The organism is Erythrobacter sp. NFXS35 (genome assembly GCF_040148725.1).
Classification (GTDB): Bacteria; Pseudomonadota; Alphaproteobacteria; order Sphingomonadales; family Sphingomonadaceae; genus Erythrobacter.
The window spans coordinates 432,664-446,038 of sequence record NZ_JAGDEB010000003.1 but is presented as its reverse complement, the minus strand read 5'-3'; the positions used below and the strand labels follow the sequence as shown (position 1 = coordinate 446,038).

Sequence of the window (13,375 nt, the reverse complement as noted above, 5' to 3'; positions counted from 1 at the left end):
GATGGCGGATTTCTTCGCCAGCGGCCACGCGGCGGACCTCATCCTTGCGGTACTGACGGCAGAGGCGCTGTGGCTGCGGCTGCGGCGCGGATGGTACTGGCGCGCAATTACCGCGCTGCTCGGCCCGGCGGCGCTAATCGTGCTGGGACTACGGGCGGCGCTGACCGGCGCCGAATGGTGGTGGATCGCGCTGCCGCTGGCGGCGTCACTGCCGCTGCATCTGATGGATTTGTCGGCGCGCCTTGCCGCGCCTTCCAAGTCCTAACAATCGCCCCGATCAGTACGCCGCTCGGCCTGCGCTGGCATTCCAATGGCTGCGCATCCGGCTTCCCTCGGTATCATCATTACCTTGGGGGCGGCTAACTTCCGGCCAGCAGAATATCACCCTGCACAAAGAAAACCCGGCCCGGCCATAAGGCCAAGCCGGGGCATATTGGTGCCGATGGTGGAGCAGCCGGGCCGCAAAGCCCGGCGCGCCCTTACTGCCCGGTTGAGCCCGCGATTGCGTCGCTCGGATCGTAGTTGGACGTTTCCGGAGCATAGTAATGCTCCTGCGCCCACAGGTACCAGTTATCGACTACGGTGCCGGTCAGCAGGATGCCGATCCCGCCGGTCAGTGTGGTCAGCACTGCGAACCACCAGGCCCAGCGGTGGATGGATTCGAATGTGGCATTGAAGCCCATCGTCCAGCGCCAGAACAGCGCGCCGCGTTCGGCGGCGGTCCCGCGATCGGTGATCTGCTCGATCTCGCGCTCACCGCCATAGCGGCCGAGTGCAAGGATCGTCGCCCCGTGCATTGCGAACAACACTGCCGACCCGTAAAGGAAGACAATCGAGAGCGCGTGGAACGGATTGTAGAACAGGTTGCCGTAGATCAGCGAGAAATTGTTGGTCCAGTCGAGGTGGCTGAAGATGCCGAAAGGTACGGCTTCCGACCACTGGCCCAGCAGCATCGGCCGGATAAAGCCGAGCACGAGGTAGAGCCAGATCGCCGATGCGAAAGCCCAGGGAATGTGCATCCCCATGCCCAGCGCCTGAGCCCGGCGATAGGTCCGCGCCCACCATGCCAGGATACCGACCGTCAGGCAGAAGCCGGCCCAGATCCACCAGCCGCCTTCCTTGAGCGGAACGAACGGGCTGAACCCGTATTCCGGACCCGGAGGATTGAGCGATAGCCAGAAGAACTCGCGCATGAAGACTTGCGGGCTCCACCCAGCCTGATCCCAGAAATTGAACCCGATGATCAGGAATCCGAGGGTGCCGAAGACAAGGCTGATGACTCCGAGCGTGCCGAGATAGATCGGGCCGAACTGGGCCTGCCCGATCTTGCCGAGCCAGTAGTTGTAGCCGGTGTAGGGAATGCGGATGTCTTCGCCGGCCGGCATGGGGACGCCCATTTCCGGCGGCCCCTTGACCTGCACCTGGGTGAAGATGTTTTGATATGTCGCCATGGTTCAGGTGCTCCTTACGACCAGATCGGGATCTTCTTCCAGAAATCCCAGAATTCGATCCAGCTGCCGACATACAGAGTGCCGGAAATGACGATGCAGATGGCGCTCCAGAACCCCGCGTTAAGCGCGAGGAAGAGCCCCACCCGGTGGATGCCGAGCGTGCCGACAGAATAGCCGATGAAGTCACGGAAATAGGTGTCTTCATATTCCGGCGTCTTCACGTCGGTTCCGCCGGTCGGGTTGACCGCCGAAAGCACCAGGCCGCCATGCAGTGCGAGCGCGAGACAGTTCGTGAAGAAGAACGTGATCGCGAGCATGTGCACGGGATTGTAGTGGAAGTTGCCGAAGGCGTAGCCCACGTTCGAGACCCAATCGAGGTGGGTCCAGATCCCGTAGGGAAAGCCGTTGCCCCACGCGCCCATCCACATCGGACGGATGACGTTGAGCGTGACATAGGCGAACACGGCGACGCTGAAGGCGATCGGGACGTGATAGCTCATGCCCAGCTTGCGCGAGATTTCCGCTTGGCGGAGCACCCACGAACTGAAGGCGACCACCGCACAGGCGGTGATGACTTGCCAATATCCGCCCTCGCTCAAGGGAGCAAAGGCGAGCCCGGCGTCGATCGGCGGTGGATTGATCGAGATTAGCCAGGGGTTGAGTGTCGGACCCTGGGCGGCTGCGGCGAATATCAGCGCTGTGCCAAGCAAGGCACTGATTGCCGTCGTCACTCCAAAGAATCCGACATAAAACGGCCCGACCCAGAAATCGAAAAGGTCGCCGCCGATCAATGTACCACCGCGTACGCGGTATTTCCGCTCGAAACTAAGGAGCGCCATAGGTCCATCCTCCCCGCCGCAAGGGCGGGTGCTGTAGGTTGTTCGACAAGTGTTAGGAGGCAGGCAGGCGAACCTGCCCCCTCACATTTCGAGGTCGGTTATCCCGCCGCCGGAGCTTCCGACAGTTCGATAGCGGCCTGTACCGGCGCGGCCACGCCAGGGGCGCGTTCGAGCCAGTTGTAACGATCCGTGCTCAGCAGGATGAAGTGGATCGAGAAAGCCAGCACCGCGAGACCCACATGAAGGGCCACGAGAGTGCGGCGGATGTCAAAATAGAACCAGATTCTCCACATGGGAAAATTCCTTTCAAAATATACGATTAGCGCGGCTGCCCGGCATCAGCCGGGGTCAGCCGATCACTGGCCGAAGCCAGCGCCAATCCAAGGCTTGTAAGCCCACATCAGGGCATGAGCGACCAGTGCGATCACCACATAGAGGACGAAAGTCCCCATGAAGCCCTTGTGGATTTCCTGTGCCTCTTCGGGCGTCAGGTAAGTCCCGACGCGTTCTCCGGGAGTCGGATCAGCCATAAGTATGTCTCCGTTCAGTTGGGTTTGATTGAGAGCCCGAAAGCTCCCGTCGGCATCCCCGCGTGATCCCCCACGTGGATTGGAGAGCCCCCTTTAGGGGGGCATTGGCATGCGCTGTTGCGGCATAAGGCCGCACAAGCGAATTCAGAGCGGAGCGGTGCATGCGGTTCATGCGCCTGCTCCTTCCAGCAGCGCCTCTTCGAGGCAGTCTGCCGTAACAATGGCTTCCCCGCGCTGGCGGGCGGTGCGTTCGGCCGAATCGCGCAGGCGTTTGGCTGCAGAAATGCGGATCAGCACCGGCTGGGCTTCGACCAGACTATCGAGCCGTGCCTTGGCGTCATTGTCCCAGGTCAATTCAGCCAGGCTGCGTGCCGGGGTCTTGTCGACCTTGTCCAGCTCGGTGCCGAGCGGCAGGATGTGGAACAGCGCATCGAACAGCGCATTGCACACTTCCTGCACCAGATAGGTCGCGCCGCCATAGCCCATGAAGGGCGTGCCCGTGTGGCGGCGGATCGCCGCGCCGGGGAAGCTTGCCGGGATATACATCCCGCGCGCGCCGCATTCGGCCATGTACATGCGTTCGTTATAGCTGCCGAACATCACCAGCGGCGGGTTGGCGTAGATCGCGGCGCGTACTTCCTCGTTCACCGGCTTCACCCCGGCGCAGCGCGAAAACGCGAAGTTGCAGGGCAGGCCCATGTCGTCTTCGAGGAACTGGCGGATGCCGCGCGCATAGGTTTCATTGGCGACAATGCCGAAGCTCGCCGTGCCGAAGAAATCCTGCGTGACGGAACGCCACAAATCCCACAACGGCTTGATCGTGGTGTGCTTTTCGCGCTCGATGAACGGTTCGGGGTCGAGGCCCAGTTCGGCCGCCAGTGCGCGCAGGAACTTGGTGGTCTGCGTCAAGCCGACGGGTGCCTGGAAATAGGGCCGTTCCAGCGTTTCGCACAGGTTGCGGCCATATTCCCGGTACATGCAGACATTGGCATCCGATGTCGCCAGATCGCGGATGTCCGCCAAGTGGCTGCCCAGCGGGAAGACCATGCCGACTTCGGCACCGATGCCTTCGACCAACCGGCGGATTTCCGCGAGGTCGGAAGGCATGTTGAACATGCCATAGGCCGGGCCGATGATGTTGACGCGGGGCTTCTCGCCGTCCTTGCGTTCGCGCTTGGCGGGCATCTTCTTGGGGCCGAATTCGGTCCACAGCCACGTCAGCGCGCGGTCAGCCGATTGCCACTGATCTTCATCGATGGTGCGCGGCAGGAAGCGTTTGATGTTGGTGCCTTCGGGCGTCACGCCGCCGCCGATCATTTCGGCGATCGAGCCGGTGACAACCACTGCCGGCAGCTCGGTATCCAATGCTTGCCACGCGCGCTTCATCGCGCCTTCGGTGCCGGTCTTGCCGAGTTCTTCCTCGCCGAGACCCGTCACCACGATCGGCAGTTCGTGCGGGGGCAGGGCGTCGGTGTAATGCAGCACCGATGTCACTGGCAGGTTTTCGCAGCCCACCGGGCCATCGATGATGACCTGCAACCCCTTCACTGCAGTGAAGACGTAGGTGGCGCCCCAGTAGCCGCCGGCCCTATCATGATCGAGGACGAGGCTCATGATCCGATCGCCTCCGCTGCCTTGCGCGCGGCCTCGTTCAGGGCGGCGTATTTCTTGCGGAACTTGGGCCGGTCTACGGGGAGTTCTTCCCACACGCCCGCGGCGTGCTGCGTGCCGACGCCTTCGAAGAAGTCGCGCATCGCATCGAAGCGGGCTTTGTTGGCCATCGCCGCGTTGATCACTGTGGCGAGGCTGCCTGCGCCCGCCGGGCCCATCAGCGGCCGGGCCGAGATCAGGTTGGTGAAATAAAGCGAAGGGATCGCGCGCGATTTGGCATATTGCACCACAGGGGTGGTACCGATGGCGAGATCGGGGCGGTATTCCTCGACCGCGGCAATATCCTGCTCAAGGCTGGAGCGGAACTGCACCTTCACGCCGCGCGCTTCGAGCCATTCGCGGTCGGGGTCCGACCAGCGGGTCTTTGGGCAGGCAGAGCCGACATAGGGCACTTCCGCGCCGCTTTCGACCAGCAGGCGGGCGACCAGCAGTTCCGAGCCTTCATAGCCTGAAACCGTGATACGACCCTTGATCGGCATTTTATCGAGCGCGCCGCGGCAGGCGGCGATCATGGTGTTCTTGACCGCGTCGACCTGCGCTTGCGGCAGGCCGAGCGTGTCGCCGAGCGATTGCAGCCAGGCCGCGGTGCCATCCGCGCCGACCGGGGCCGAGCCGATGACCGGGCGCCCCGCGGCTTCGAATTCGCGGATGCTGGCGGTGTAGAACGGATGGATCGCGGCAACCACGGCGCAATCGAGTGCAGCGTAAAGTTCACGCCATTCGCGGGTCGGGACGACCGGGCCAGCAGCAAGGCCGAGTGGCGCAAGCATCTGCCCGATCACAACCGGATCCGCCGGGAACATTTCGCCCAGCAGCGTGACCGTGGGCTTGTCCGTGCGTTCGCGCGGGGCGGCAACCGGCCCTGCCTTCACTTCGTTGCGCGCATATTGCAGCATCGCCCCGGCCAGCACATCCTTGGCCTCTGCATGGGTCGGAATACCGAAGCCCGGCACATCGATACCGATGATGCGCACGCCGTTGATCTGGTCGCTCAGCAGCCGCAGCGGCACGCCGCTGGCGGTGGGCACGCACAGGTTGGTGACGATGATCGCATCGTAAAGTTCAGGATCGGCGAGGCCTTCGACCGCTTCCTTGATATCTTCGAACAGCTTGCCGGTGACCAGCGTTTCGCTGGAGAAGGGTACGTAACCGACCGTCCGCCGCGCACCGTAGAAATGCGAGGTGAAGGTGAGGCCATAAACGCAGCAGGCAGAGCCCGACAGCACGGTCGCGGTGCGTCGCATCCTGAGGCCGACGCGCAAGGAGCCGAAGGCCGGGCACATCGATTGTGGCTGATCGTGCGGGCCTGCTTGCGGATCGACCGGGTAATCTGCGGCATAGCGATCGAGAACGTCGCTCTTGCCCGCGGCCCGCGCGGCTTCACGCATGGTGTCCTTGCTGGCGCAGCCGCCCGCTTCAGGCGCAGCGGTGGAGACAGCGGAAAGATCGATCCGGTCCGGGGCGCGTGTCGCGTCTTGGGGGGTGAGATCGTCCATCGCGCTCATGCCTCGTCGTAAATCACTTCAAGGCTTTCGCGGGTTTCGAATACGCCGCCGCGCATGTCCGCCTGCGTCGCCGGAACTAGTTGGACATTACCTCCGGTGACGTCCGCGCTGAAAAGGCCGAGCAGGCCGTCCTGCGTTAATGGGGTCGGGCGCATCGGGGGCGCTTCGGCAACGTTGATCGCCAGCTCCTCGAACAAGCTGGCCCATTCGCCGCCAGGGATGCCGATGATCTGGTAATTCGCGCTCTTGCGGCGGATATCTTCATTCGCCGGGATCGCGGTGAGTACCGGAATGCCAACCGCTTCAGCGAAAGCGTGCGCTTCGCCAGTGCCGTCATCCTTGTTGATGATCATGCCCGCCACGCCGACATTGCCGCCCATCTTGCGGAAATATTCGACCGCCTGGCAGACATTGTTGGCGACATAGAGCGATTGCAGATCGTTCGATCCGACCACGATCACCTTCTGGCACATGTCGCGGGCGATCGGCAGGCCGAACCCGCCGCACACCACGTCGCCCAGGAAATCGAGCAGCACGTAATCGAAGCCCCAATCGTGGAAGCCCAGCTTTTCCAGCAGTTCGAAACCGTGGATGATCCCACGACCACCGCAACCGCGTCCGACTTCTGGCCCGCCCAGTTCCATCGCGAACACGCCGTCACGCTGGAAGCAGACGTCCTCGATCCGCACTTCCTCACCAGCCAGTTTCTTTTTCGACGATGTTTCGATGATCGTCGGGCAGCTCTTGCCGCCGAACAGCAGGCTGGTGGTGTCGGACTTGGGATCGCAACCGATCAGCAGCACGCGCTTGCCCTGCTGGGCCATCATGTAGCTGAGGTTGGACAGCGCGAAGCTCTTGCCCGAACCGCCCTTGCCGTAGATCGCGATGACCTGCGTTTCCTTGGTCACTTCGCCGGTGTGAACCGGATCGGGTTCCTGCCCGGCTTCATCGCGAAGCATGGCGGCTTGATCTTCCAGGGTTCGGGTTTCGAGTATTGACATCAGCAATTGCTCCAATCGAGAACCATTTTCAGGCAATCAGGGTCGGTGAAGGCCTGCGGATAGGCCTCGCTGGCTTCGGTCGCCGGGCGGCGGTTCGTGACCAGCCCCGCAAGGTCGAGCCGCCCGTTTTCGATCAGCACCCGCGTTTCGGCGAGATCGCCGGGCTGCCATTCGGCCGCGATGCGGAAATGCGCTTCCTTCATGAAAGCGGCGGGAAAGGCGAAGCTGACGCGTTCCGAATAGAACCCCGCAAGCACGATCTCGCCGCCTTTGGAGAGCCGCATCACTAGCGTATCGATGAGGTTTGCATCGCCGCTGGCATCGTAGATAGAATGATAATCGCTGCGCTCGTCCTGCGACGGGTCGATCACGGCATAGCCAGTCGCACCATCGCGCCGGGCGGGGTTGGTTTCCCACACGGTCGGCGGTTTGCCGCCCAGCGCCAGCGTCAGCCGGGAGAGCAAGCGGCCGAGCACCCCGTGGCCGATGATGAGATCGGGCAGCGTGTCACGGCTATCGAGCCCGCCTTTGATCGCGTGGAATGCGGTGGCGGCCAGCGCGCACAGCACGCCTGCATCGCCCAGATGTTCGGGGATCGGCAGTGCCCGCGCCGAAGGCACGATCACGCGGCGAGCAGTGCCGCCGAACAGCCCGCGCGCATCGGTGTAGCAATTGGCGCCGGGAACGAAGACCCAATCACCGATTCGCCCGCGCGCTTCCGGCCCGGCATCGACGATCCTTCCGACCGATTCGTAACCGGGAACCAGCGGATAGCCGAGGCCGGGGAAGGGCGGCATGCGCCCCGTCCACAGCAGCTTTTCGGTACCGGCGCTGATCCCGCTCCACGCGATATCGACGACGACATCTGCCGCCTCGATCGGCTTCATACCCAGCGACCGCAGCGCCAGGCGCTCCGGAGCTTCGAGTATGACAGCCAGCGTGTTCATCGGTTCACTCTCCACCCGTATTTTCGGGCCTCGAACGTCGACTCGAAATGCGAGTTGAAGCGTTCTCCACACTGTTTGCTACGCTTTACGCCATTCACTGTCAATTTGTTTGGACAAGTTTCCCTCAGGCCGTCGCGATGATCACGCTTGCGTTAACCGGTTGCGCAGTTGCGACGGATCGAGCGCGGGCGAAGCCGGCATTGGTCAGCATGGCGATGATTTCCGCCGGGCTGCGGGGGCGACCCGAGCCCATGGCCCATAGATAAAGCCCGAAAAATGCCTCCCCCATCGGCTCCGCGCCCGGAATGCGGGCCATTGGTTCGGCAATCAGCAGGCGGGCGCCGGGGGCCATGCTGGCGCGGATATTGCCGAGCAGCGCGAGCACGGGGGCGTCGTCGTGATCGTGCAAGATCCGGATCAGCGACACCATGTCATAGTCTTGGGGTATGGAATCCTTGAAGAAATTGCCTGGATGGCCCGCAACCCGCGCGGATCCGAAGGTGTCGGCGAGCACGGTCTGTCCGGTTTCCACAACTTCGGGCAGATCGAACAGTCCGAGTTCCAAGTGCGGCCAGGCCGCGCCGATGTGAGTCAGGAACGCCCCATGCCCGCCGCCGACATCGAGCAGCCGCCGCACGCCTTTGAACGACACCGAAGCCAGTACCTCGTCCGCGACGAAATGCTGGGAGGCGGCCATGAGTTGCGAATATTCAGACGTTTGCTCCCCGCGTTCGGCCCCGCCGTGGAGCGCCCCGGCATAGGTCCAGAAGCGTGACAGATCGGTCGGCTCGCGCCGGTCGCGGCGCAGCAAGGCAAGCGGATCGGCGAGGTCGGCATACAGCAGACGGTGATGGCGAATCATCGCCTGCACCCCCGGATTGGACGCGAACACGGCCCCCTGTTCGCCCAGCATCCATCGGTCCGGCCCGGCTTCCTCCGCCAGCATAAGCGACCGCGCGGCACGCAGCAGCGTGAGGGCGGCATCCTCGCTCAGGTCCATGCGGCGGCCGATTTCTGCAGCACCGATCGGGCCGTCCTTGAGGATGTCGAGCAATCCGCCTTCCACCGCCGCGCGCAGCACCTGCGAATAGGCGAATCCGGCAAGCAGATCGAATGCGCCATTGGCGCGACTGCGCGCACTCCGGCGGATCAGCGGCAGGCGCGCGGCCCAGTGTTGAAAGCGCGGGTTGGCGAATACTGCGTTGCGGCGCGCGATCCAGCCCGTCCGGATGCTCGTGCGCATGGCAGTCCAATCGGTCACGAGCGGGGAAATTCAGGGGCCATATGTCTAAACAATTGGACAGATGCGGTGACAAGGTCAATGATATTGTCAGGAAATCGGGCAGGGAGGACAGGTGAGCGCGCGAGTCGTCGTGATCGGAGCCGGAATTGGCGGGCTGGTCAGCGCGGCGCTGCTGGCTGCGCGCGGCTGCGATGTCACCGTGTTCGAAAAAGAGGGCTGGGTCGGCGGCAAGGCGCGGCGGGTCGCTGTCGACGGCGCCGAGATCGATGGCGGACCGACCGTGTTCACCTATCGCGCCGTGTTCGACGAAGTGTTCGCGGCGTGCGGAACTCGGCTTGAGGATCACGTCACCATCGCCCGCGCCGAGGTGATCGCCCGCCACGCGTGGGACGACAGCGGCACCCTCGATCTCCATGCCGATCCCGAACGCAGTGCGGCTGCCGTGGCCGAGTTTTCCGGGGCAGAGGCTGCGCGCGGATATCGGAGCTTCACCGCCGAGGCGGCGCGCATCTTCGACGTGCTCGAAGACCCCTTCCTGCGCGGCGACAAGGCCAGCACCCCGCTGCCGATGATGTGGCGGATCCGGCCGTGGAAGCTGGGCGATATGCTCGCGATGCGCCCGTTTGACCGGATGTGGGATGCGCTCGGCAGCCATTTCAAGGACCAGCGCCTGCGACAGCTGTTCGGCCGCTACGCCACCTATTGCGGATCGTCGCCCTTTGCCGCCCCTGCCACACTGATGCTGATCGCCGATGTCGAGGCGCGCGGGGTGTGGCTGATCGAGGGCGGCATTCACGCGCTGGCCACAGCTATAGCGTCCGTTGCCGCGCAGCAGGGCGCCCGGGTGCGGACGAACGCGCCGGTCGCCGAAGTGCTCACCGCCAATGGCCGCGCCAGCGGGGTGCGATTGGTTTCGGGCGAGGTCATTTCCGCCGACATCGTCATCTGCAACGGCGATCCGGGAGCGCTTGCCGCCGGACGGCTGGGAGCGGCGGCCACGCGCGCCGTGCCCGCGATCCCGCCTGCCAAACGCTCGCTTTCGGCGCTGGTGTGGTATGCCCATACCCGCACCGAAGAGTTCGATCTCAACCACCACAACGTGTTCTTCTCGCCCGATTACGCCCGCGAGTTCCGAGAGATCGCCGCCGGAAACCCGCCGTCCGATCCCACCGTCTATGTCTGCGCCATGGATCGCGGCGCGAGCGAACACGCCGCGAAGCCGGAAGGCCGCGAGCGCCTCCAGATCATCGTCAACGCGCCTGCCAATGGCGACACCCACGCCTATTCACCCGAGGAGAGAGAGCGATGCACCCAAGCCATGATGGCCACGCTGCGGCGCTGCGGTCTGACATTGGAAGAGCCGTTGCCGCACCAGCTCATGACCCCGCAGGATTGGGAGCACCTGTTCCCGGCCACGGGCGGCGCCCTTTATGGCAGAGCGTCGCACGGCTGGGCGGCCTCTTTCCAGCGGCAGGGGCCGACAACGAAGCTGCCCGGTCTGTACTGCACGGGCGGGGCGACCCATCCGGCGGCTGGGGTGCCCATGGCAGCCTTGTCCGGGCAGCTGGCCGCGCGGGTGATCGGACGGGACCTCGCTTCGACGAGGACATCCCTGCGGGCGGCTACTCCTGGTGGTATGTCGACGCGATCAGCGACGACGGGCAGCACGGGCTGACGATTATCGCGTTTCTGGGCAGCGTGTTCTCGCCCTATTACAAGCGCAGCGGGCGGGGCGAACCGCTCAACCATTGTGCGCTCAACGTCGCGCTTTACGGCCCGCAGGCGCGCTGGACCATGACCGAGCGCGCATCGGGCGCGGTCGAGCAGGACCCCAGCAACCTCGTGATCGGACCGAGTGCGATGCGCTGGGACGGCGACGCGCTCACCATCGACATCGTCGAAGGCGACACCCGCCTGTTCGTGCCGTGGCAGCGCCCGGTGATCGGCACCGTGCGCGTGTTCCCGGAGGCACTCAACCGCACCGCCTTCGCGCTCGACGGGCAGGAAAGCCACATCTGGCACTGCCTCGCCCCGCGCGCCCGGATCGAGGTGGAGATGACGTCGCCCGGCATATCGTGGAGCGGCAAGGGCTATCTCGATCACAACCGCGGGGCCGAGCCCTTGGAGGCAGGCTTCAACACCTGGCACTGGTCGCGCGCGCATCTCAAGGAAGGTGCGCTGGTGTGCTACGAGGGCGAGCGCGGCGATGGTTCGCTGTTCGCCAGCGCACTGCGGTTCGACAAGGACGGCGTGCCCGAACCGGTCGACCTGCCGCCGATCGCCCGCCTGCCGCGCAGCAAGTGGCGCGTGGAACGCCGTACCCGGTCCGACATCGGGGTGGCCGAAGTGCGCCGCACGTGGGAGGACACCCCTTTCTACGCCCGCTCCGAACTCGCCTCGCGGTTCGCGGGCGAGGAGGTGGTGGCGGTGCAGGAAAGCCTCGATATGCGGCGCTTCTCCTCACCGCTGGTGCAGTTCATGCTGCCCTACCGGATGCCGCGCCGCAAGGGCTAGGGCGTTTCCCGCCGCTGCGGCGCGCCTGTAGGAGACACATGAGACACTGTCCAGGAACCGAAAACCTCCCGCACCTTGCGGCCTTGTCGGACGGCAGCGGAGGGGGAGGGGGGGCAGGCCATGCGCACAGTGCTGCCGACTTTTGCGCGAGTAGGAAAGCGCGAGGCCGGGTGAGGGGAGGCGACCGCTTTTGGAAGGCGAGGTGAGAGGTGGAATGCAGGCCGGAGCGGCCATCCGCTATCTTTGCCATCGTTGCGCCGGCCTTGATCCGGGGCGCGGCTACCCTCCGTCTATCCCGCGCCGGGTTTAGCCAAGCCCCGTGCCCCCCGCCTGCGCCGGGTCGGGCAAGCACGGGAACGACGGGTGGCGTCCGTTACGCGGTCGTTTGCTGACGGCGGCTTTCAGGATTTGAGTTGGCGCGCGCGAGTGACTGGAAGTGGGTGGAAAGGCGAACGGCGGCTTTCGTCAGCGCTCGATCAATCGCAAGTCGACAAACGATCCGGTCAGACGCTCAGGAGTCCGGCGCTCATTGATCGTCCCCTGCAATGCCTACGCGGCTAAAGCGCAGTTTGGGTTTGATTTTAGCTTCAACCAAGGCGCGCACCAAGTCGCCAGATATAAAGATCTCCCTCAGAAGACCCCTTTCGACCCAGAGATCGCTCCCTTCAAGTGCGTTTGGAGAAACGGTGATCATGTCATCTTCTGTAGAGCCATTGAACGTCCATACTTTATATCCGTCACGATGCTCCATCAGGAACCGGACGCCTTTGCTTTCCTCGGGCAAAAAACTCTCTTTATTCGCACCGAAATTGACCCACCATACCGGCTCTGGCCACGGTGTTATCAGATCATCCTTAAACAGCGGAACCGGGATCAGACCTCCCTCACCAAGGTCATACTGTTGCAGGACTTCTGCCATACTGCCCCGAACCGCGTAAAACCCGCCGATAGCCGTCAGATCACCTTGCCGCGTGAACGCCTTTTCGTTCCAAATAGCAGCGGCTTCAGGGAGTTCGGCTCGTGCTAAAGGGGCGCCTTTATTGACCTTATGAATGGCTTCGAACACTTCGTCGGGAGGTGTCGGTACCTCAAATTGGGGCGGGCCCCATTCATGGTTAAAGTACATCGTGCGACTTCCCGTTTTGACACCGACGTTTCCACCCCGCCAATTATGGACAATATAGACTTCGCCCATCATGATATTGCCTCCGATTTTTCTCGGCGTTCGATATCGCAGCCGATCCGATCCAAAACTGCTTCACGATTAAAGCTTTGCCCTTGCCGCATCCTTAAGGCACAAACATAGGCCTGACGAAACGACCGGAACGGGGTCGCTTTCTGCATGTCGGGTATTGGGAGGACGAAATGTCGAAAAGCGGCCCGTTGCGGCTTGGGCGGCGCAGAGGCTGCTGCCGACCCGCAACGCGTCGTTCAGCAGAACCGGGGTGATTGGCATTTATTCCAGTTACCTATCGCTCTCTCAATGCCCTTGACGGGGGCCAAGTGGCTGACCTGCCCTTCTGCTTTTAAATACCTGCTTTTCCGTGGCAAAACGACTAAAACTGGGCTGGGTTGATTATCGACCGATTGCCGCAAGTAAGATCATGCATGAACGCTTTGCTCCGAAGGCTCCGTGCCCAGGATAGGCTGGTGACTGTCCCGAGAATTCAAACA

13 protein-coding genes are annotated in these 13,375 nt (G+C 63.4%); 3 read left to right on the top strand and 10 right to left on the bottom strand.

What is annotated here, in order from left to right; genetic code table 11:
- Position 1 precedes the first annotated feature (1 nt).
- Positions 2-265, top strand: coding sequence for a hypothetical protein (locus J3454_RS13665; protein WP_349514314.1), 264 nt, complete (start codon positions 2-4; stop codon positions 263-265).
- Positions 266-479: 214 nt separating this feature from the next.
- Here J3454_RS13665 and pufM read toward each other — a convergent pair whose 3' ends face one another.
- The 9 genes from pufM to J3454_RS13620 all read right to left on the bottom strand — a co-directional run bounded on the left by pufM (position 480) and on the right by J3454_RS13620 (position 9,187).
- The gene (gene pufM, locus J3454_RS13660) at positions 480-1,451 is read right to left on the bottom strand and encodes a photosynthetic reaction center subunit M (RefSeq protein ID WP_349514313.1); all 972 of its coding nucleotides are present in this window, start codon (positions 1,449-1,451) and stop codon (positions 480-482) included.
- Between the two features lie 14 nt (positions 1,452-1,465).
- The gene (gene pufL / locus J3454_RS13655) at positions 1,466-2,290 is read right to left on the bottom strand and encodes a photosynthetic reaction center subunit L (RefSeq protein WP_349514312.1); all 825 of its coding nucleotides are present in this window, start codon (positions 2,288-2,290) and stop codon (positions 1,466-1,468) included.
- Positions 2,291-2,388: 98 nt separating this feature from the next.
- Positions 2,389-2,583: a light-harvesting antenna LH1, alpha subunit gene (gene pufA / locus J3454_RS13650; protein ID WP_349514311.1), complete on the bottom strand. Its 195-nt coding sequence runs from the start codon at positions 2,581-2,583 to the stop codon at positions 2,389-2,391.
- Between the two features lie 63 nt (positions 2,584-2,646).
- A complete protein-coding gene (gene pufB, locus J3454_RS13645) occupies positions 2,647-2,820 on the bottom strand; it encodes a light-harvesting antenna LH1, beta subunit (RefSeq protein ID WP_296717298.1) in 174 nt (57 codons plus the stop codon).
- A 168-nt stretch (positions 2,821-2,988) separates the two neighbouring features.
- Entirely contained in the window at positions 2,989-4,434 is a 1,446-nt protein-coding gene (bchZ, locus tag J3454_RS13640; RefSeq protein WP_349514310.1) for a chlorophyllide a reductase subunit Z, read from the bottom strand.
- Positions 4,431-5,987, bottom strand: coding sequence for a chlorophyllide a reductase subunit Y (bchY, locus tag J3454_RS13635; protein ID WP_349514309.1), 1,557 nt, complete (start codon positions 5,985-5,987; stop codon positions 4,431-4,433). Before bchY ends, bchZ begins: the two co-directional genes overlap by 4 nt.
- Before the next feature lie 5 nt (positions 5,988-5,992).
- The gene (locus tag J3454_RS13630; protein ID WP_349514308.1) at positions 5,993-6,955 is read right to left on the bottom strand and encodes a chlorophyllide a reductase iron protein subunit X; all 963 of its coding nucleotides are present in this window, start codon (positions 6,953-6,955) and stop codon (positions 5,993-5,995) included.
- A 41-nt stretch (positions 6,956-6,996) separates the two neighbouring features.
- A complete protein-coding gene (gene bchC, locus J3454_RS13625; RefSeq protein ID WP_349514307.1) occupies positions 6,997-7,944 on the bottom strand; it encodes a chlorophyll synthesis pathway protein BchC in 948 nt (315 codons plus the stop codon).
- A 124-nt stretch (positions 7,945-8,068) separates the two neighbouring features.
- Positions 8,069-9,187, bottom strand: a complete 1,119-nt coding sequence (locus J3454_RS13620; RefSeq protein WP_349514306.1) for a methyltransferase — start codon at positions 9,185-9,187, stop codon at positions 8,069-8,071.
- Positions 9,188-9,299: 112 nt separating this feature from the next.
- Between J3454_RS13620 and crtD the strand changes: the two genes are divergently transcribed.
- Both crtD and J3454_RS13610 read left to right on the top strand, forming a co-directional pair.
- Complete coding sequence (gene crtD, locus J3454_RS13615; RefSeq protein ID WP_349514305.1) at positions 9,300-10,862, top strand: 1-hydroxycarotenoid 3,4-desaturase CrtD; 1,563 nt, start codon at positions 9,300-9,302, stop codon at positions 10,860-10,862.
- Positions 10,796-11,701 carry a carotenoid 1,2-hydratase family protein gene (locus J3454_RS13610; RefSeq protein WP_502878612.1) on the top strand — a complete coding sequence of 302 codons (906 nt, stop codon included), beginning with the start codon at positions 10,796-10,798 and terminating at the stop codon, positions 11,699-11,701. Before crtD ends, J3454_RS13610 begins: the two co-directional genes overlap by 67 nt.
- A gap of 526 nt (positions 11,702-12,227) precedes the next feature.
- On the opposite strand, the gene J3454_RS13605 is transcribed toward J3454_RS13610, so the two are convergent.
- A complete protein-coding gene (locus J3454_RS13605; RefSeq protein WP_349514303.1) occupies positions 12,228-12,899 on the bottom strand; it encodes a hypothetical protein in 672 nt (223 codons plus the stop codon).
- Positions 12,900-13,375 lie beyond the last annotated feature (476 nt).